General features: G+C 31.6%; 28 protein-coding genes. 1 reads left to right on the top strand and 27 read right to left on the bottom strand.

Annotated features, from left to right (window positions below):
* The first annotated feature begins 280 nt into the window (after positions 1-280).
* Positions 281-454, top strand: coding sequence for a cyclic lactone autoinducer peptide (locus DWZ38_RS18685; protein ID WP_081021323.1), 174 nt, complete (start codon positions 281-283; stop codon positions 452-454).
* A gap of 1,148 nt (positions 455-1,602) precedes the next feature.
* On the opposite strand, the gene istB is transcribed toward DWZ38_RS18685, so the two are convergent.
* The 27 genes from istB to DWZ38_RS22370 all read right to left on the bottom strand — a co-directional run bounded on the left by istB (position 1,603) and on the right by DWZ38_RS22370 (position 20,395).
* Complete coding sequence (gene istB / locus DWZ38_RS18675) at positions 1,603-2,379, bottom strand: IS21-like element helper ATPase IstB (RefSeq protein WP_055172415.1); 777 nt, start codon at positions 2,377-2,379, stop codon at positions 1,603-1,605.
* 287 nt (positions 2,380-2,666) lie between these two features.
* Positions 2,667-2,921, bottom strand: coding sequence for a transposase (locus tag DWZ38_RS18665; RefSeq protein WP_243000379.1), 255 nt, complete (start codon positions 2,919-2,921; stop codon positions 2,667-2,669).
* Between the two features lie 550 nt (positions 2,922-3,471).
* Positions 3,472-5,088, bottom strand: coding sequence for an ABC transporter ATP-binding protein (locus DWZ38_RS18660; RefSeq protein ID WP_117844175.1), 1,617 nt, complete (start codon positions 5,086-5,088; stop codon positions 3,472-3,474).
* Positions 5,089-5,190: 102 nt separating this feature from the next.
* Positions 5,191-5,367: a hypothetical protein gene (locus DWZ38_RS22380; protein WP_178105380.1), complete on the bottom strand. Its 177-nt coding sequence runs from the start codon at positions 5,365-5,367 to the stop codon at positions 5,191-5,193.
* 60 nt (positions 5,368-5,427) lie between these two features.
* Positions 5,428-6,795 (bottom strand): methyltransferase, encoded by a 1,368-nt coding sequence (locus DWZ38_RS18655; RefSeq protein WP_117844176.1) that lies wholly within the window; start codon positions 6,793-6,795, stop codon positions 5,428-5,430.
* Between the two features lie 14 nt (positions 6,796-6,809).
* Positions 6,810-7,313, bottom strand: a complete 504-nt coding sequence (locus DWZ38_RS18650; RefSeq protein ID WP_055172401.1) for a hypothetical protein — start codon at positions 7,311-7,313, stop codon at positions 6,810-6,812.
* A gap of 1 nt (position 7,314) precedes the next feature.
* The gene (locus tag DWZ38_RS18645) at positions 7,315-7,590 is read right to left on the bottom strand and encodes a PqqD family protein (protein ID WP_055172404.1); all 276 of its coding nucleotides are present in this window, start codon (positions 7,588-7,590) and stop codon (positions 7,315-7,317) included.
* A 5-nt stretch (positions 7,591-7,595) separates the two neighbouring features.
* Positions 7,596-8,618: a radical SAM protein gene (locus tag DWZ38_RS18640; RefSeq protein ID WP_055172407.1), complete on the bottom strand. Its 1,023-nt coding sequence runs from the start codon at positions 8,616-8,618 to the stop codon at positions 7,596-7,598.
* Between the two features lie 36 nt (positions 8,619-8,654).
* Positions 8,655-9,953: a radical SAM protein gene (locus tag DWZ38_RS18635; protein ID WP_207661334.1), complete on the bottom strand. Its 1,299-nt coding sequence runs from the start codon at positions 9,951-9,953 to the stop codon at positions 8,655-8,657.
* An 8-nt stretch (positions 9,954-9,961) separates the two neighbouring features.
* Positions 9,962-10,183 (bottom strand): hypothetical protein, encoded by a 222-nt coding sequence (locus tag DWZ38_RS18630; protein WP_117854546.1) that lies wholly within the window; start codon positions 10,181-10,183, stop codon positions 9,962-9,964.
* Positions 10,180-11,001, bottom strand: a complete 822-nt coding sequence (locus DWZ38_RS18625; protein ID WP_117854543.1) for a hypothetical protein — start codon at positions 10,999-11,001, stop codon at positions 10,180-10,182. The genes DWZ38_RS18630 and DWZ38_RS18625 overlap by 4 nt, the downstream gene beginning before the upstream one ends.
* Positions 11,002-11,205: 204 nt before the next feature.
* Positions 11,206-11,553, bottom strand: coding sequence for a GntR family transcriptional regulator (locus tag DWZ38_RS18620; protein ID WP_117844181.1), 348 nt, complete (start codon positions 11,551-11,553; stop codon positions 11,206-11,208).
* Positions 11,554-11,575: 22 nt separating this feature from the next.
* Positions 11,576-11,848, bottom strand: coding sequence for a metalloregulator ArsR/SmtB family transcription factor (locus DWZ38_RS18615; RefSeq protein ID WP_243000378.1), 273 nt, complete (start codon positions 11,846-11,848; stop codon positions 11,576-11,578).
* 26 nt (positions 11,849-11,874) lie between these two features.
* Positions 11,875-13,449, bottom strand: a complete 1,575-nt coding sequence (locus DWZ38_RS18610) for an ABC transporter permease (RefSeq protein ID WP_117844183.1) — start codon at positions 13,447-13,449, stop codon at positions 11,875-11,877.
* On the bottom strand, positions 13,446-14,156 hold the full coding sequence (locus DWZ38_RS18605; protein WP_055172394.1) for an ABC transporter ATP-binding protein: 711 nt from the start codon (positions 14,154-14,156) through the stop codon (positions 13,446-13,448). Before DWZ38_RS18605 ends, DWZ38_RS18610 begins: the two co-directional genes overlap by 4 nt.
* Positions 14,157-14,262: 106 nt before the next feature.
* Entirely contained in the window at positions 14,263-14,559 is a 297-nt protein-coding gene (locus tag DWZ38_RS18600; RefSeq protein WP_055172391.1) for a DUF1648 domain-containing protein, read from the bottom strand.
* Positions 14,560-14,564: 5 nt separating this feature from the next.
* Complete coding sequence (locus DWZ38_RS18595) at positions 14,565-15,173, bottom strand: SdpI family protein (protein ID WP_064773969.1); 609 nt, start codon at positions 15,171-15,173, stop codon at positions 14,565-14,567.
* Positions 15,157-15,447, bottom strand: coding sequence for an autorepressor SdpR family transcription factor (locus DWZ38_RS18590; protein ID WP_055172388.1), 291 nt, complete (start codon positions 15,445-15,447; stop codon positions 15,157-15,159). The genes DWZ38_RS18595 and DWZ38_RS18590 overlap by 17 nt, the downstream gene beginning before the upstream one ends.
* Positions 15,448-15,585: 138 nt before the next feature.
* Positions 15,586-16,554, bottom strand: coding sequence for an alpha/beta hydrolase (locus tag DWZ38_RS18585; RefSeq protein WP_117844184.1), 969 nt, complete (start codon positions 16,552-16,554; stop codon positions 15,586-15,588).
* A gap of 4 nt (positions 16,555-16,558) precedes the next feature.
* Complete coding sequence (locus DWZ38_RS18580; RefSeq protein ID WP_055173349.1) at positions 16,559-17,002, bottom strand: hypothetical protein; 444 nt, start codon at positions 17,000-17,002, stop codon at positions 16,559-16,561.
* 3 nt (positions 17,003-17,005) lie between these two features.
* Positions 17,006-17,749 (bottom strand): hypothetical protein, encoded by a 744-nt coding sequence (locus DWZ38_RS18575; protein ID WP_147343036.1) that lies wholly within the window; start codon positions 17,747-17,749, stop codon positions 17,006-17,008.
* Complete coding sequence (locus DWZ38_RS18570) at positions 17,730-18,290, bottom strand: sigma-70 family RNA polymerase sigma factor (protein WP_055173361.1); 561 nt, start codon at positions 18,288-18,290, stop codon at positions 17,730-17,732. The genes DWZ38_RS18575 and DWZ38_RS18570 overlap by 20 nt, the downstream gene beginning before the upstream one ends.
* A gap of 258 nt (positions 18,291-18,548) precedes the next feature.
* Positions 18,549-18,878 (bottom strand): winged helix-turn-helix domain-containing protein, encoded by a 330-nt coding sequence (locus DWZ38_RS18565; RefSeq protein ID WP_055173346.1) that lies wholly within the window; start codon positions 18,876-18,878, stop codon positions 18,549-18,551.
* A gap of 96 nt (positions 18,879-18,974) precedes the next feature.
* The gene (locus tag DWZ38_RS18560) at positions 18,975-19,361 is read right to left on the bottom strand and encodes a hypothetical protein (protein ID WP_055173344.1); all 387 of its coding nucleotides are present in this window, start codon (positions 19,359-19,361) and stop codon (positions 18,975-18,977) included.
* A complete protein-coding gene (locus tag DWZ38_RS18555) occupies positions 19,358-20,014 on the bottom strand; it encodes a hypothetical protein (RefSeq protein WP_055173342.1) in 657 nt (218 codons plus the stop codon). The genes DWZ38_RS18560 and DWZ38_RS18555 overlap by 4 nt, the downstream gene beginning before the upstream one ends.
* A gap of 97 nt (positions 20,015-20,111) precedes the next feature.
* On the bottom strand, positions 20,112-20,249 hold the full coding sequence (locus tag DWZ38_RS22375; RefSeq protein ID WP_155512154.1) for a hypothetical protein: 138 nt from the start codon (positions 20,247-20,249) through the stop codon (positions 20,112-20,114).
* 8 nt (positions 20,250-20,257) lie between these two features.
* Positions 20,258-20,395, bottom strand: coding sequence for a hypothetical protein (locus DWZ38_RS22370; protein WP_155512153.1), 138 nt, complete (start codon positions 20,393-20,395; stop codon positions 20,258-20,260).
* Positions 20,396-20,430: the final 35 nt, after the last annotated feature.

Genomic DNA, 20,430 nt, shown 5'->3' with positions numbered 1-20,430 from the left:
TTTTGGATCTAGGTGACTCCTTTGAAGTAAGTGCTGTTCTTTATGGTATTTTATCTACTGAGAACACTCGTTCATAGAATATTATTGTTCCCTTTCCCTCTAATTTAATTCATTCTTAATTTCTTCTTGATATATCCATATCCTGTTAGATTAGATAGTCTCTTTTATTTTACTCCTAAGTGCCATTTATTACATATAACATACCTTTTATTACAGTTTCATAGGTAATTGCCATTCCTATGCTATAATCATCCAAAATAAAAAAGGAAGGTTACAAAATATGTTAAAAAAAATCAAACTTATCAAAAAAAATACAAATGTCAAATTACTATCTTCAGTAGCCAGTTTTGCACTGCTAATCACAACAATCGCTTCTAATCAGCGTTGTTGGTATGTAATGTATGAAGATACGCTACCTGAAGGGCACGAAAAATTAAAAAAATCCCATTTTTAACCATGTGCTCTATTAATAAGTATTTGACTGAAAAAATGATTGATTATCATATTATTGAACCTGAGGATATCGAAATATATACTTATGGACTAACAAATGGGTTTATAATAATTGCAAATATATTGACCACCTTATTATTTGCTTGCCTCATTGAAAAAATAGATATTGCCATAATAATGTTATTATCTTTTATTCCACTGAGATCATTTAGCGGTGGTATGCATTGCAAAAGTAAAACAGCTTGTTATATGATTTCTAACATAATAATTCTTATTTTACTTATAGCCCAAAACTATTTTTTGAAATTTCCTCTATTTCTTTTATGTATCACATTAATAAGTGGCATATACATTTTTTTCAATAAAATATCCAATAGTGATAATCGCACTCTTGATAATCAAGAGATCCTATATTACAGCAAAGTCAAAAAAAATATTCTTATTATTCTATTTTTCATAATTGCTGTATTGTTGTTATTACATAAAATTAATTATGCAATAGTAATAATGTGTTCAATAATTCTAGTAGCGTTTCTTCTTATTTTAAACGAGATGAAAAAATTTTTTTCATTTTCATAAGAAATCACATAGGATATAGATATTTCAGTTTTGGAATAGACTATATCCTTTTTTTATTTCTAGACTATACACATCTTAAACCGTATACATTACCCCATAAACTTTTCTAAAAAACATAGCATTCAAAAGGTAATAATCACTCTACCTTTACTAAACACAAAATCGTCCGTTATCATACAGTTTCTCAATACAACTCTTGAAAACAAACAATACATTATGCCTTTTACGTATATATAATCTATATATATGTATGTAAATCTATTAGCGCTCTTTCATGATGCCATGCAACACCGGCAAGAGCTTCCCTTGTCTGCAAGGTATCATCATTTCTAGCCATTCAACTAGGAATGGACCTGGAGCACATTTACCATTTATAATGAAATCTCCAATTGTAGTAAAAATCTACTTTCTCTCAAAATGATGGAGTAAAAAACTATTTGCTATCATTATGAATGAAAAAGATAAATTTGTAATTACCATAAAACTAAACTGAATATTCTTGTGCGATGAAATCGCACTTCCGGAAATTTGGAAATCAGATGTCCGAAAGTGGAAATCATCTATGCGAGTTTACTCGCGCAGTGTTTTATCTAGGCCATACACCTCCCGCATGGACTTGTCATGCTCAGCATCAATACTTGTGATGTTGATCTGATAGCTGTCATGGGCAATACGGTCAATGATTGCATCAGCCAGAGGACTTGCTTCTCCTCCAAGCTGATCGTACCATTCTTCGAATACATACTGAGAGCAGAAGATGGTTGATGATTTCTTGCGTCTCCGATGAAGAAGTTCGAAGATATCTTTCTGCTCTGTATCAGTTGGTTTGAGAAGCATCCATTCATCCAGAATGAGAAGCACTGGATTGGAATATTTTGCCATAACTTTGCGGTAGTTCCCTTCAGTTCGTGCAATGTCCAAATCCATGAGTAAGTCTGGCATACGGACATACCTGGTATTGTAATACTGCTTGCAGGCTTCCATACCAAAGGCACATGCCATGTATGTTTTACCACAGCCTGTTGCACCGGTAATAAATAGATTCCGGTGTTCAGATATATATTCGCAGGTGGCGAGTCTGTTTATCAGCTCCTTGTTCAGCTTGCGTCCGGAAGTATAGTTGATATCCATGATACTTGCTTCCGGCTGGTCGAATCCGGCATTGTGGATAAGACGCTTCTGGCGGTTATTCTTGCGATTGCTGTATTCGATGTCTACCAGCATTCCAAAGCGGTCTTCAAAAGGAACTTCCTTGAATTTAGAATCGTTAAGCTGGTTACGGAATGCATCTGCCATTGTGGTTAGGCGCATTTCAATAAGTTTATCTATTATACTCTGATTTGTCATATGTGATTACCTCCGATAGTAGTCGGCACCCCTTGTGATGCCGTGTGCTTTATGTGTGGTCTTGGATCCAGATGATTCTAGTTCCGTTTTTACAGAACCCGTTACGAGGATGTTTTTGATACTCTTGTAACTGGGCGAAGCTGTATAGGATAATGCCTTTTTACAGGCGGCTTCAAGCAAAACTTCTGAATATTTATCAGTAAGCTTTAGAAGTCCCATGCAGCTTCTATAAGTCTGTTGTTCCACACGCTTGGAGGTCAGTATTGCATTGACCACAGTGTACGTATTTATGCCAATCCGCTCAGCCCATTTGCGAAAACGGTCACCATTCCATTCCAGATATTTCTGGTGGTCTTAGCAAACATAAGTCTTTGAAGTTCAGTATCCGTCATAGATTCATCAAGAGGCCAAGAAAGATTTAATTCTCTGGCACGTTTTTGAACCTTGACTACAGTTTTCTGAGCAACACCACAACTTGCCATGATGTTACGTTGAGAGAAGCCCAATCCAGTAAGACGGATGATTTCTCGATATTTGGTCATAATCGTGACCTCCTTGTAATGAATTTACACCATAGGGTGCATATCTTCATTATAAGGATTTAGTAATAAAATGATTTCCTTTTTGACGGAATCGTGATTTCCTGCAAAACGTAATGATGATTTCCAAGCATCGGACAGGTGATGGATTTCACCCCGGATTATTCAACTAAACATTTACAGATTAACGCTTTACTCTGGGAAGATAATAAATTTATCCTATGCCATAAGGTTCTAGACAATGGCAGCTTCCATTGTCCTCAGCGTGTAAATATTCCGGTCTTAGATTTCATGCTGTTCGGTACTCTAGAAGTGGGTGACAATTACATAGGATATAAGAAATACTACCAAATATAAATCCAGCTTCCCTTTTCATGGCAACCTGTTATGCCCGGCTCATAGAAAGTTAGGAATCAAACAAATACCTATAATAACGGAATATAGCAATAAAATAAAAATGGCTCCATTCCTTTATAGTTTGGAACCATTTTTTTATTCGTATTTTAACTTTTAAAATTTTCACGTGACTATTTTATTCTGTTATCTTCTGCTGTTAATGCTGAATGTTTCCAAGTCTAATAATAATATCGCTTGCTTGTATTATTTCTGAATCATGTGACACTATTAATAGTATTTTCTTTTCCATTTTCAATCGTTCAATTAATCTTAATAAAGCATTTATTCTTTTTATATCTAAATTAGAGGTCGGTTCATCAAAAATAATCATATCAGCTTCTTTTACTAAACACTTTAGAATAGAGACTATCTGTTTTTCTCCTCCTGATAAAGTATTTATATTCTTATTCCAGTTTTCTTGATATAAAGGTATTAATTGTTCCTCATTCAGATCATGTTCCTTAATCTTTCTAATAACATCTTCCAACCGAATATTAGAATTGTACTCCTGATATATTTCTTTTATAGTCCTATTTGGATAGTTTAATGCTTGAGAAATATAAAGAATACTATTTTTTCTCAGTTCCTCCATATTTAAACAATCAATATTAATTCCATTGACTAATATTGATTTTGCATGTAGAATCCCAATTAATATTTTGGTAAGTGTTGATTTTCCCTCTCCATTCTTTCCCACTACGCAATAGATTTTTCCTCTACACAACTCTAATGGTAACTCCTTTAGAATAAAGTTATTTGAATCATATCCAAATGTAATTGATGCTGAAATATTCTCTATTTTTTCCAACAGAATATTTCCTTCTTTTTCTACTTCAATATGAAAAATAGCTTCTAGTCTGTGTAGTGATGTTTTTACATTTTGAAATGAATTTCCAAGTTCAAAATAATATTTTATCAATTGAAGCATCATAGAAAAATATGTACACATAACAGTCAATTGTCCTACGGACATGTTATGATTTAAAACTTGCCAACCACCATATAAAAATGTAGCCACTTGAAATAAGGCTGATATAATTCCTTCTATTGAAATTGACTTTCCACTTATTTTTACAAACTCTAAATAATTTCTATAGTATTTTCTATAGTATTTATCAATATATAGATTATTGTATTCATAGTTTGCATTAGTTTTTATTTCCTCCATGAAAGCTAATTGATCATTCAATGTATTAAAATATAAATTATGTGCCTCTTTTGATGCATAACTTTTCGTGTATAATGGTTTTCTAAGAAATACGTACATAACATAATACACCGGAAGAAAAATCAGCATCAGTATAACAACCCCTTTACTAACTCTACTAATTATAATAAATAATCCTATAATCTGAATAGCATTCAATATAATTGCCGGATAATTTGATATAATAAAGGAAACAATATCTCCTATATCTTGTTCGGTTCTCTGATTCAAATAAGACGGGGTGAATTTCTTATATGACAATATTGGAATATCTCTAAGATGTTTAAGAATTTCTAGTTTTAATAAATAGGAGGATTCCAATTTAATTTTTGCATTCAAAATTTGCTTCACATAATATAGAGTAACATTTATCAATCCCAATAACAAAATGAAAATACACATTCTTAATATAAAACTATATCCCACTCCTGTAGCCAAATAATCTATAAATTCACCATTTAAATATGGTAATACAATCCCAATAGCTGCAAGCAATAGACTAATTACAGTAAGAATTATAAATTTATTCTTACTTTTACCAAATATACTCATAAATATTTTTTTCATGCTTTACCCATCAAAACTTTCTATTTAAAAAGAGCTACATAATGACATACAGTTTACCTCTATGTACCATGCAGCTCTTTTCATTACTTTAGTCCCTTACATTTACACATTTGCATTTACATTCGCATTTGCATTTGCATTCGCATTTGCATTCGCATTTGCGTTTGCGTTTGCATTTACCAAGACATTAACGTTTACTAAAACTAATGCTCTTGGCTGAATGCTTCCATCATCAGATACGATTTCAGGGCTATCATAACCATTAGTTAATAACTCCATAATATATTCCTCCTTTCCCATTATTTTATATATCGTAATAAATATACAATATATCAAATTTTACTTAGGAATGATAATCCCTTTGGCCTCTAAACCGTTCACTGTATTCAACAAACTCTTAATCTTCGAAATATTAATTCTGGGATTATCCTCCGTATCCAGATATTCTCGTAATTTCTTCCCTGGCATATCTTCTATTAAGTGTTTAACTTCCTCATCAAACGCAGCTCTACCTACTCCATTAACTGTAACTTCATAAAAATCCTTTTCTTTTTTTACTATTGCCACATCTGGTGCTAATTCAAATTTAGAATCTAAAGCCCATTTATTATAATTTCTGATAATATTTATTTCTAAAGGTTTTCCATTATTGATATATTCCACAACAACAGGATAAATATAAGTAGCTCCTGTTCTATTGAACATATCCATCCATGCATTATAGTAATTGTTATAATTTTCTGGATCTTTATATATCTCAATTGCAATTTTGGCAGATGCGTCTGCCTGAAATTCTATCTGCTGTCTATTGATTAATGATACATTGATACTTCCACTTTTCAAAATTTCCTTCATGCATTTTACTACATAAGGACCTTCTTCATCTCCTATACATTCCAAAACCATATATGCTTTTCCAAAAGGTTTTAAATGTTGTGTATAGCCGCTAATAATCTTTCTTACCAAATCGAGTCCGTCCTCGCCTCCATCTCCACACAATGGAAAAACAATATTTTCTGGAACTGGAACAAATGGTGGATTGCTAATAATACAGTCAAATTGTTCAGGTACCATTTGATACAGATTACTTTTCCTCACTTCGTATTTCTTTGGAGATATTCCATTGATTTTTCCATTTAATATGGCAGCATTATATGCCACATCATTCAACTCTACTTCAACCACTTTTTCAGCGTTTTCTATAATGTTTAATCCTTGAACTCCAGAACCTGCACATAAATCCAAAACACTATCATAAGAATCTCTCTTGATATATTTCATTAATTTTGTAGAATCCGATCCTATATAAATATCCGACATTCGTTTTTTGGCATTACTATAGCAGCTAGGTAAACTTACGATCAAAAACAAATCATCAACGGGTAAAATTACAAATCCTTGAGGTTCAATTAGCCCCTCCACGTCTGATGCAAATCCTGTTTCACATAAAAATTCCAGGTTCCTATCTCCTAATATTTTTTTCAACAGTTTTTTATCTTTTGCATATCCCAATAAGAAAAACTCTGTTATATGCCTATCAATTTCTGTTACATCTTTCAGCATTTCATTTATAATTTTTTCATCAATCCATGGCTCTACCGTATTGAATATTCCAGCCATAGTTTTGTAAATGAAAGCATAATTACTTTCTCTTAACCATTCTCCAAATCCTTGAGCGCTTTCATTACTGATATTCGAATTTAACATTTTTTCTCCTCACTTTACAGTTTTTTTGAATATATCCAAAAATCGCTTTTCTTGATTCCTTCTGCGCGAATAACGCATTCTCTTTCAAATCCATTCTCCTGCCATGTATGTGCAATATTTTCACTTTGATCTGTAAATTTAACTTTTACGTACTCAACAGATTGTGCTTTTAATTGTGCATTTAACTGAGCAAGTGCCACTTCCAAATATCCTTTATTCTGTAATACCATTGTAGTTATATATACTACGTAATTGTTGGGGCAAATATAAATTCCCACTACACCAATTCTTTCTTTTGTCACTTTATCAATTACATTCAGGTATACTTCTGCTTCATGGAAATGATTTGTTCTCATATTTATTGCCCGATAATACTCCGGAAAATTTTTTCCTTCGTATTGTTCTGGAAAAAATAAGTATCCATCATGACAGTGTTCTTTTTCTTCGATAATAAATTTTGATGCTTCTAAAAAATCTTTTTCTTCAAACAAAGATACAAAGCAATTCTTTTTTCCCATTTTACTTTACCTCCCTAATCATTTCTAAATTTAATAAATAAGCTATTGTATGATTTACATCATTTAATAATCTCTGTTCTGATACACCAGGATATTTATGTTTCAATATGTTTACAATCTCTTGTGCAGAACGATTATCAATAAGATCCCAAATTTCATACACAGTCTTATTCATAAAATGAGGTTTTGAATGTGCTCTGGGATAAAATAAACGTGTACCATCTGTTTCCTCACGTAACAGACCGATATAACTATTTTCAACCTTGTTAAAAATCATTTTTTTCACTTCCTTTCACTATATAATTGTATATCCTGGTTATTCCAAGGTCTATTTTTCTGTTGCTCAATATCATCTAATGAAACAATTCTTTTTGCTGCATTATTAACCTCAGGTATCTTCCATACATCTTTTAGCCCATCTTCCCACAGTTGATTTAATGTATTACTTACAGCATTGCCATATAAGAACGGTAAATATGGACTTACTACAATATCTCCATTACATCTAATTTCGTATGTAATAGTTTTTGCATCTGGATTCTGCGAAAACAAATAAATATGCTCTAAAGGATCACCATTATTAAAGGAAAAATCTGGGTATTCATAAAGTTTTTTCCGAACAAGCCATTCAAATTCCCATTTTTCTGCTACTGACATCTTTAACTGCTCTTTATTATCATATCCTCTTCCTATTGGTATAAAAGGCATGGAATTAAGAGATTTAATTCCCATTTCAATCAAAATATCAATAACCTTCCCTATCCCTTGATAAGTCTGCTTTGTTGGAATAAATGTAACCTCAGGAACGATCCCCGAATTGAGAATTATTTTTATTGCTTCCAAGGCTTTGTCATAAGCTCCATCTTTCCCTCTAAATTTGTCATGTATAGCCGGTGAATATGAGTCAAGGCTAATCTGAATACCATTTACACCACTTTCTCGTAGCATTTTTACTTTCTCTGTCGTCAGTAATAATCCATTTGTCACCATATTTACCACTATTCCTCTGCTCGACAAAACTTTTGCTGCCTTCAGAAGTAATGGATATCTCAATAATGGCTCTCCACCGCAAAAACACACTATCGGTATGCCTGCTTCTGCAATATGATGAGCAATTTTCATCATATCTTCATCATCTAAATCCTTGTAATGTGCATCTTTTCCGCTTTTGTTATAACAATGCATACAACACAAATTACATTTATTTGTCATATCCCACATAATGTTAAGAGGTCCGCTTAATTTTCCATATTCTGTTTGAATTGTTTTTTTATCAATTTTTCCTATCGTTTTTGTTTTGTTCATATACTTCCGCCTATTGGCATCCTCCCTTCTTGTAATTCATAATCTCCAGCAAATCCCAAGATTTTTGTAAATTGAATCACACCTATCAATATCCATAACATCATTAACTCCAATTTTCGGGTGTGCTTGATAAAAAATTTCTTTATTTGTTGCAAAATTATCCTGCGTAAATATACTTGTATCTTTAAAATATTTTGAAAACAAGTTTGAAGGTAGCGGCATCCACCACGCTACATTCACAGTGATTGAATAGCAATCATTTAAAAAAGCTGCAAATTCTATTGTTTTCATACATTCTTCTTTAGACTCCCATGGAAATCCAATAATAAACGATGTAAATACTCTTTTGCATAAGTCGTACTTTTCTAGTAATGAAACCGTTTTTAATACATCTTCTACTCTTATTTCCTTGTTAATCTTTTTCAATCCCTCGTCATAGCCACTTTCTATACCGATTTGTATATGCAAATTATCATAAGATTTAATCATATCAAGCAATGCCTCATCCCATAAATGTTTTGCCCGAGCTTCAATTAAAATATTATAATCTTTGTATCCTAAGTTTAACATTCCACCTAAAACATTTCTGGCCCATTGCTGATCCGTAGTAAAACAATCATCTGTAAATATAAAATCTTTGTTTTTGCATAGAGAATCCAAATATTTTTTAAATATAGACAAACGATTTAATACCGTATCTTCCGAATATTTTCTCCAACATCTTTTATAAAATATAGAGCAGAACCTACAGTTTCCTTGACATCCTCTCGATGCTTCAAATGTAAATCTGTCAAAAAAATTTTTTTCTGCCAAATCATAACGAGGCATAGGAACTATTTCATGTTCGAAATCTATTAACGGTGCTTTTGCATTCTCTATTAGTTTTTCATGTTGAACATACTTTAAATTTGGCACTTCCTCAATGCGCAATTCACCTTTAAGATATTGAATAAACTTTGGAAAGGCAATTTCTGCTTCTCCTACTAAAGCATAGTCAATTTGGGGAGTTTTCAACATAATTTCCTTATAAAAATATGATATATGAATTCCGCCAATAACAATTTTTATTTGTTTATTATTATCTTTCACTTTTTTAATCAACCGTAAAATTTCTGCCCAAGAAAACGTATTTACTGTAAATGCCAAAAGATCAGCATCTCTTATTTTTTTGAGTATTACAGTTAATATATCTTCCTGTAGATTTGCAATTCTATATTTCATAGGTTCAATAACTTCTACTTGATCAACAAATGGTGAAATAATTCCTGCAATAGTGTACATTGTTAATGGCTGCACTGTAGTATCTACATCATGCATAAAATCTGTATTAATCAAAATAACCTTCAATTTTTCACCCCCAATATACGGTTATACAACAATATATCTAGTGTATCTGCCCGTATCCTTATAGCATTAATATCCATTTCTCCGTTCAGGATTATTTGATTAAGCATAAAATATAACGTTTCTTCAATTGGAATAATTGTATCCAATTTTTTATTTATAAGAAAAAATTTTTTATTTTTCTTATATAATGCAAAAATTTCTGTAAAAAACACTTTCATAGCTGGTCTCCATTTCCATTCCTCTTTTTGAACCAGTATCTCTGTTCTTCAAGGATTTTACATAAGTCACTATCACCATGCTCTATTAAGATATCCCTCCATATTTCCTTAATAGTTTTATCAGTTGTAATTAGTCCGTATTCGTAATCAGGAAGAAAATCATACAATGCAACTGTTCCTGTCTCCGTAATACAAAAATTACCATGTCTATAATAATTTAAAGGAAGTATATCTTTTATTATTTTTTCTTTATCGTATATAGATAATTTAATATTTTTATATACTTTACATAACGATATAATTTCTAATATTGCATTATGTAATTTAGGTACATGAACCAAAAAATTTTCTTTCTTTTTATCCGGATATATATAAAAGGAAATATTGGAATTTTCATTATATATCCATTTTATTAATTCAACACTTTGATAAAAATTTTTATCCGTAATATATACTATTACGTTCAAATCTTCGATTTTTTGTAATAGGAATTTTAGTTTTGAATACATTGAGATTTCAAGATTAAAACTATCAAATTTTAAAAAATATTGAAATGTCTGATCAATATTCAATTTTTCTATTTGTTCTTCAGTTATTTCAAAAAAGTCCATTTCAATCTGAGAACACTGAACAAGTATTTGCTTCTTAATCCTATCAATAGTAGAAAAATCATCTACATCTTTAGGATTTATGTACCTTATTTTAATGGGATCTAATTCACATACTTTTTTTTCGATAATATGCTGTACAATTTTGCCATAAGATCCTGTTTTCATATCCCATTGTAATACAACTGGTTCTTTTAAATACCCTGCCATTACATCTCCCCCTAACTTCTACTTATTCATATACAAATCACTAAAATTCTCTCTCACTTGTTGACTTATTATATCATGACACTTTTTATATTCTGACAACCTGTCATAATCTGGCCTTTATCTGTAATAAATCAGACAAAATTTTTATTTATAAAAAAATCGCATTACCAACAATACAAAATATTATTAGTAATACGATTTCTTTTATCTTTTAAAAACACTTTCTTTTTTCAACTGTTTCGTTAATAAGTTTTGAACCTCTATCTTAGAATATCCCAGCAAACTCATTTTATCAAAGAAATTTTGTATTTCTTGTCTTACACATTTTTGACGAATGCAGGAAATATTATGGCATACATAAAATCTGCTTGTTCTATTTTTGCATATAATTTGCTGTTCTCTTAAAACATGTAAAGCTCGAAGAACTGTTGCAACATTAATCTCATAATTCTGTGCTAATTTTCTTGCACTTGGTAGCTTTTCATCTTCTTTGAATTTTCCATTAAATATATCCTCTTTAAGTTTCTTTGAAATTTCTATATATTTTCCCATAAGAATTCACCTCTAATACTTACTATCCACATTTAAACCAGTTCTTTATATATTCCCATTCTGGTTGATTAAGTGAATAATACACAGTAAGCCCTTGCTTCTTTCGCACCAGTATTTTACTTTTAGTCAATACCTTTAAATGATACGATATAGTAGCTCCCGTTAAATCAAAATGTTTTATTATATCTCCAGCGCACAAGCTCTCCTCTTCCAGTAAAAGAAGTATATTTCTCCTTATTCTATTAGATAATACTTTAAAATAGTAATCTAATTTTTCTTCACTGTTTCCCATCATAACACCTCATAAAATTTGAATAAAATCTAAAAGTTATTACTTATCTTCTTCATAAACTGTATTATTAAAAAGGCAAAAGCAAATAAAATACAAGCCACTATGTACGATGCGCTCCAAATACTATGTCCAAATATTTTTATAATACACCATATCATACCAACTCCAATCAGACAGCTCAAACATATTGTAGAAATAGCCGGTATGCTTTGTTTAACAATATAGATTATATTTTCCCATTCATAGTTAGGAAATAATAGGTTTATAAATAATCCCAATGCTCCGGCAAAGGCGGAGAATGAAAGTGGCAAAATAAAGCACAAAAAATATTCATAGCTATTCATATGGTAAGTAATCCCTAAAATAATCGTTGCTAAACATATCATCGGTACTGTTAAAGAAAGATGAAATAAGTATTTTGCAGTAAGTAACTCTTTTATCGATACAGGAAAGGATTTTAATACTTCTCTATTCTTTCCCTCAATAGATATATTTGCATAACTTACATTAGTTAAAATGATCATAAGGCTCATAGCGTAACTGTATAAAACCATAGGATCTTGAATTTCCAGAAGCTCACTAATTAAATTAAAATATGCAGTTACCTTTTCTGACGCTATAGATGAATATATTACAAACAGTAGAAGCAAAACATTTCCCAACATTGTATTTATCAAATAAATAGGAATTGAAAGATACCTCTTTATTTCACGTTTCCAGAGGGAATATATTTTTCTATTTTTTTTGAATGATAAATTCAGTGAACTTCCTTTCTGTTGATTTATTTGCAAATTTATATATCTTTTCTTATAGTTTTTAGAGATGTAAATAATTAGCACAGTGCCACTTATTAATGCAACCACAGATGCCAATGCAGCACCTACTTTATATGTAAAAAATACTCCTCCAACCAAATAAGTAATATCTACTTTTGTAAGGATATGCCTATAAATGCTATTCAAATCTACCTTTCCAAAGAAAAAAAACATAAAAAACATAAAAGCAAAAAGTATTACCATGTACAAAATACTACGGACAAAAACTTGTGATTTATAAATATTTACAATCTGTTTATATAAAATATATCCTGATATTACCCCTAGTAGCATTGGAATAATTGGAAAAATAAATATTTGAAGGCAATCCAAAATTCCAAATAATATACTATGTAGCAATATCGTATATCGAAGAATCGGAATAATCAAAAAAGCTAAAGATATAATGACTCCCCATAAGTATAGAAAAAAAATTTTTGCTAAAACTATACAAATAGTCTTTACGGGATAAGAAAATAATATATCACTACTTCTATCCGAATATAACATTCCACTGCCCTTCAAAAGTGAAGAAAAAAATATAATAAGAAAAGCAAGTAAACCTAATGGATTAATTAAATATTCTAGAATTTCTTGTGGCTTCTCAAATTCCATACAAACCTGATACATATTTCCAAATAAATATGTACCACATACTCCTATGCACAAAACAACTGCACAAAAAATTAATAAATATCTTTTTTTTTCTTTTTTATCTCCATAAAATAAAGTGTTGAATTTAAATATTTCTTGTGCCTGTTTAAAAATAAGAATTTTAAATATTTTCATATCCTATTCAACTCCATAAATATATCTTCCAAATCACTTGTTCCTAAAATCTCTCTTATTTCGCCACATCTAAGCAGTTGTCCATTTTGAATAATAGCAATTTTATTGCACGTCTTCTCTACAACATCAAGAATATGACTTGAAAATAAAACAGAGCCACCAGAATTGCAGAGTTCTTTCATAAGCAGCTTTAATTCAACAAATGCTTCAGGATCTAGACCTACAAATGGTTCATCTAAAATTAATAAAAGCGGTTCATGAGCCAAAGCGCCTATTAAACTAATTTTCTGTTTCATACCATGTGAATAAGAGCCTATTAAGTCATTTAACTTATCTTTCATACCTAATCGCTCCGATAATTCAATAATTTTATTCTTCCTAGTATGTGTTGATACATCATAAATATCACATACAAAATTTAAATATTGCAGACCTGTTAAGTATGTTTCCAACACAGGCGAGTCAGGAACATAGGCCATTCTTTTTTTACATTCTATCGGATTTGATTTAATTGATATTCCATTTAGAAGAATATCTCCGGAATCAAAGTCGTGAATAGTAAGACAAGCCTTTAATGTAGTTGTTTTTCCTGCACCATTTTTCCCTATAAATCCATACAAATCTCCATCTTCTATAGTTATACTTAAATTTTTCACTGCTTGTTTTCCATTTGGATATGTTTTTGTTAAATTTCTAATTTCAAGCATAAAAACTCTCCTTTAAACTCGCCCATCATTTTGAAAATTTTCAAAATGATGGGCAAAAAAATTATCATTCCATTTTCTACCATTAACATTGCTTTTTGGTACTTTTCTAAATTGCCAGTACGATTACTGCAACTGCCAAAACAACTGCAATTACAGGTATTAAATAAAACATAAATTTGCGTTTTTCCTGCTTATGAAGCAAAGAAAAACTAGCTACTCCATTAATCAATGCACAAATAACGGGAATTCCAAACACAACAATAGGTTTTGGCAATGTAGAATCCACATTACCAGCGGAATCAAAATGAATTGGTACATCCATAGGGAGTTTCCCCCAAAAAAGGCCTAAAATCAACACTGTTGCAAGACAAATTGCACTTCCAATAATCACATGTTTTTTCATTTCATTTACCTCCTTTTCATATATACTAACATTAGAGAATACACTAATGGCAGAATCCCAACCAGTATAATAACTAATGGAATGATCACTATTTTTAACGGACTAATAAAAAGTTGAAAAATACATAAAAAACCTGCTAATATCCATGTATAACCTGCTAACCGATGTGTTTTATCCCAACTTTTCTCATCATGCAATAACCAGGGGAACTTTAAACCTATATACGGATTCATTTGATTTTTAGGAAAATAGTTTCCACTTACTATAAAAACCAAGCCTACAAAAACATAAACAGCACTGTCTGTAAATAAAGAATCAGGAAAAATTCTAGAATGAATGGATATTATCACAAAAAAAAGTGATGTAAACGGCATAATCCATTTTCCTAATCTAACTAAAAATTTTGCTCCCCTTTTTTTACAAACTGTAAAATTTAATCCTATATTCAAAATAATATTAAAAATAATTATAGCTAATAAAAATAATCCAACATAAAAATCCTGAGTTAATATTCTCTCTGCTAAATAAAAATGACAAAATATCCCATAAATAATTACCGTACAGGCACATATTAAAGTAGTTATTAATAGTGTATTTTTATCTTTTTTTCTCATTATCAACATCCCCTTCATTAAATTGCATACACCAGAGCACAATATCTTCGAATACAGACACATTCAGCTTGTAATATATATACTTTTGTTGTCTATTTTCGAATATCAAATCAGCCTTTTTTAACAAAGACAGATGATATGAAATTGTCGCATTGGAAATATCAAATTCTGCTGCAATTTCTCCTGCAGACAGTTCTCCTCTTTTTTTTAACATTATCAATATGTCTCGACGTATTGGATCACTTAATGCTTTAAATACATTGGGTAAGCCCATCTTTATCACCACATTTACATTTCGATTTTTTTCTAAATGTCTTTTTCTTCATTATATGCACCTATTTTATAATTGTCAATACATTTTTAATATAAAATATATCTACCTCCATTCCCGGATTGATAGAATTTTTTTATACTACCTTGCAAATTTACATGTAAGGTCTACTATCATCTCTTTCTGCTCAAAATGCAGATAATGTCCCCCTGTTAACGTTATTAATTCACTCTCTTGATTATCGCCCATCACACTTTTATGTAGCTTTTCCCATTCTGGAAAAATTTCACAATTGTCTTTTGAAACAAAGTTTAGCACTGGCACTTCTTTCGGAAATTTCATGTTCCGCACTATCTTCAGATTATTTTCTACCTGTTTTAATTCATTCATTACAGTCTTGTTATAAGAAGTATCAAGGGAAAGTATCCGAAAAACTTCTAAGTCTTCCTGTGAATAAGAATAATTCTGGTCTGCATAGATAGCCTTTTCCGGATTTCCAATTGAAAATATCCGGCTAATTCCCAACACATTTTTTGTTTTACTTAAATAGGCCATCAGAAGATTTAATTTTGTTGTATCAAAGGGTTCATTCTCATTTTGCTTTGGTACAGAAGAATCTATCCCTATAAAACCACGAACTTCCTCTGGATAAGTATTAGCATAATACAGGGAATACAATCCGCTAATAGAATGAGCCATCAGATAATATCGGCGAACTCCAATCTTCTCTAAACAGGCATGTAATTCCTCTACGATATTCTCTATGCTTCTTTCTGTATCTGCGGGATCAGACAGTCCATAACCAAAAGGCTCCATTGTAATCACTTTACATGTCTTTCCTAATTCCTCAGCTAAAGGTCTAAACTCTAATACCGGAGAAGGAGATCCCAGTCCTGGGAGTAATACAATAACTGGAGTTTCTTCTGCTTGCAAACCAGCAATTTCCACAGTCATCTTTTTCCCATTGACTTTAACTGCCTTGCCATAAGCAGCTTGTATCTTTGGTATTTCTCTCCTTTTACAAAAATAGTTCCATGTGATCCCCATGCAGCATAGAATCAGAATTACAATAACCAACCACTTTATTATTTTAAATATTTTCCTTCTCATAATTTTAGAAACTAATTTCACCTCCCGTTACTTTCACTGTTTTAGATCCACTATTGGTTACATAGAATCTATAATATCCACTAGACGGTATTGTAAATGATGTTTTATGGGAAGTTCCTGAACCGCTATACTTTTGGGTTCTACTTCCATTCTGATTGATATACCCCATCTTTACAGAGGAAGATACATTCAAGTTTACCCGAAAAGTAACAGTAGTACCTCCACTCACATAAAACATAGAGCCATTGGAGTCATAAAAGGATACCGTTTTCCCACTTTCAATACTAATTTGCTGTAGTCCCATTCTATCCTCTATCTGATCTTTATATAAATCTTCTCTACAAATACTATAAGTTGTTATATTTCTTACATTATCGGCTGCTGAAACTGGCATAGCAACCAGGCAAATAAGCCCTAATATTCCCAAAAATATTCTTGTTTTTTTCATCTTTCACTTTCCCCTTTCTACAGTCAATATTCCTTGCGAAATCGTTACTCTGTCACTAGATACATTTTTTAAATATACACCATATTGTCCTGATTTAGGAATATCCAGGATTATCTTATTTTCTGTTTCTGATATAACCTTCTCATCTATCACCTCTCCATTAAAAATATATCCAATCTCCAATGTTCTTGCTTTACCTCTCTCATCACTATCAGACTGTATGAAATCTAATATAAAAGTATCCCCTGTTTTCATATTCCAAGTATCTCCATCAAAATCTGTAAGAACAATCATGGTTCCGTTATCCAAATAACACTCTGGCACTGATCCATTACGCTCTGTTTTGAATTCCATAATATATTTTGCAATAGGAATTCCATCTTTATATAAATTTTCTGGTAAAATCATGTCCGTTTCCACTTCCATTTGTATAGCTCCGCTGTTTTCCTTTTCATATAAAGCAAGTCCATTCTGATTTTCTAAAACCACTTCCTCATTATTTTTGATTTCACCTGCAGATTTTAAAACTTCATGTGCCCCAACAGTGATTCCTCCAATTCCCATTGCCGCTACCAAAACAGCTATATATCTCCTGCGATTTCTTTTGGCTTTGGTGTGACCTATCTCAAGAAAAACAATTTCTTTTATTCGCTTCTCACTTTCAATATTTTTATGTTGCATTTCATTTTCAAATAGTTCACAGGAATTATCAAACATTTCACTTATTTTAAATTTCACTGGCATCATATCCCTCCTCCAGAAGAATCCTTTTCAGAATTTCTCTTCCTCTCCGCAGACGGGTCTTTACTGTTTGAGGATTCATTTTTAATATTTCTGCAATCTCTTCTATTTTTTTATACCGATAATAGTACATAATAAAAATTGCTTTATCTTTCTCTTTCAGCTTTTCCAATGTTCTTCCAATAATCAACTGCTGCTCCTTTTGTAAAATCAATCTTTCTACATCACCATCGATCAAAAGAATATCATCATTAAGCTCCAAAATTCCCCCACGATATGAACGTAACCAATCTTTTGCCTTGTTTCTTGCAATCATAGCCAAATAAGATTTAATACTGCTATACTGTTTATAATTAATGCGCTCTGCTGTTAGCCATAGGGAAATAAAGGTATCAGCAACCACCTCCTCTATATCTTCCTTAGTTCCCTTTTTGTGCAGCAATTCCCAGACAATACATGTAATATAAGCACTATATAAATCAATGATTTTCCCTAATGCCCTCTCATCTTTCTTCTTTAGTTTTCTCATTAAAATAATTTCATCCATTGTCCAAATCCCATCTGCCTGTTTTTTATCAATACGTATAAAAATGGAATTTGGTTTCAAAAAGTCCCTTTAACTTTAATATTTAATTTTGAAATTCTTTTATCTATATCCTACTTGTATAAAAATTTCAAAACGGAAATAGGAGCTTAAATCTGAACTACAGATTTAAAGCTCCTAAACTTTTTATAATTCTATAATTATCATCTACTTTATTACATTTATAGGAAAGTCAAAATTGTATGCATGATATATATATACTTATAACTTCTTCAGTCTATACCCCACATTGACCAACGTTTCGATAATATCATATCCCATCTTTTTTCTTATCTTCCATATCACATATTCTACTGTTCTGTATGGTATCTGATCATCATGATAATGAATCCCCCATACAGAATGATAAATATTTGTCTTTGGCATTACCCAGTTTGGCTTTAAAGCCAGTAGGTATAAAACTTCAAATTCCCTGGGTGTCAGGTCTATCTCCTTTCCTTCGTAGATAACCTGATAGGACATTGGATTTAACTGTAATTTCCCATTGCCCAACACTACATTCTCTTTATATTCTGGAAAAACATACTTCATGTGTATGCCTCCTCTTGATTTGTAAATTCAACTTTTCTCATTCCAGAAAGAAATACTGGACGAAAACTTCCCGCCCAGCACTTCTTCAATTATCAGTTATTTTAATGTACTCTCTATATCCTCCGCTGCCGTTTCTATAATTTGAAGATACTCCTGGAGCTTTTCAGATTGGATATTTTCCTTTTCTGCAAGTGAATTGATTAGAAAACAACTTGTTTTTATGCAGCTTAGCGGATTTCGGATATTGCTCTGCAGTTCCGCCCGCATAGTACGATAATCATTTTCTATATCCAGTGTCATTGTTACTGCCCTCTCACAAATATCCAGCAGTTGATTGATACACTCTGCCAACTCTTGCACCGGATCATTCAAATACCTGCACCTAACTCTTTGTTCCAAACATTGTTCAGAAAGAATATCGTTCAAATCATTTAACAGCAGTCTACATTCTCTATCACGTTCCATTTCTACAGCTCCATTCATGCACGATAATCAATAATAGAAATTTCCTTTTTCTCCGGTCGGTATTTGTATATAAGATCATAAGCGCCATAATTTTCGTCTAAATCTTCACTTATGTAAAGAGCAGATATTTCCAAACTTTTTGCTGCATGATAAGTAAGTATTGCAAGTTCTGCCTTGCTCTGCTCTTGCATTCTTTTGAATAAATCGAATATCACAACAACCTTCCTGCCTCCGGAAAAGGCACGCGCACAGATACATCTCATTTTTTCTCTATGATTAAGATCCGAAGGATATTTTTGTAATAAGTGCCCTATGTCAAAAGCCTTAACCAATTCCTCTATATTGGATTTATCTCCATCTAACAGACTTGGCATAGAAATGTTTTCTTCAATCGTCATAAATTCAATCAGCGGAAACTCTTCTGCCGCTATTCCAAACAAGCGCCTGTTTAAAAGAGAACGACTATTTTCGTCCAAATCAAGCCAGTCTTTATTACATACAAATATCTCTCCTGTTTTCGGTTTTTTATATCCGCAAAAGATTTCAAAAAGTATCCGTCCAAACTTTTCCCCACACATAAAATAGCAAACTTCTTTGGAATTTACCTCAATGTTTAAATTTTGTATATAGCCTTCCTCATCTGTCATATTTTCAACTAGAAGTGGATACATAGTTTCTCTCCCTCACATTAAAAGGCACTAGATAACAGAAAATTTTATTCTTACCTAGTGCCTTTTTCTAAACTGCCTTTGCCTGCATTTGCAAGTTTTACCACCAACCAGTTACTACTGCTGTACAGTTATTGTATCCACTCTCCATACAATCTTGTAAACAATCATCAGGATCACAGTACTGTACTTCGATTTCAAACATTTCTTCCTGTACTGTTCTTTTTAATTCCTCCATAATAACTCCTATCTCCAACCAGTGATGATTGCATCACAATTATTTGTTCCTGAGTGTATACAATCATGCAGACACTCATCTGGATCACAATACTGCACTTCAATTTCAAAAGCTTCTTCCTGTACTACTTTTTCTAATTCCTTCATAATAGCCTCCTTCTACCACCAACCGGTAACAACCG

The sequence above is a fragment of the Ruminococcus sp. AF31-8BH genome (genome assembly GCF_003460605.1).
Taxonomy (GTDB): Bacteria; Bacillota; Clostridia; order Lachnospirales; family Lachnospiraceae; genus Blautia_A; species Blautia_A acetigignens.
The sequence above is the reverse complement of the archived record's forward strand: the minus strand, read 5'-3'. Positions and strand labels throughout refer to the sequence as shown.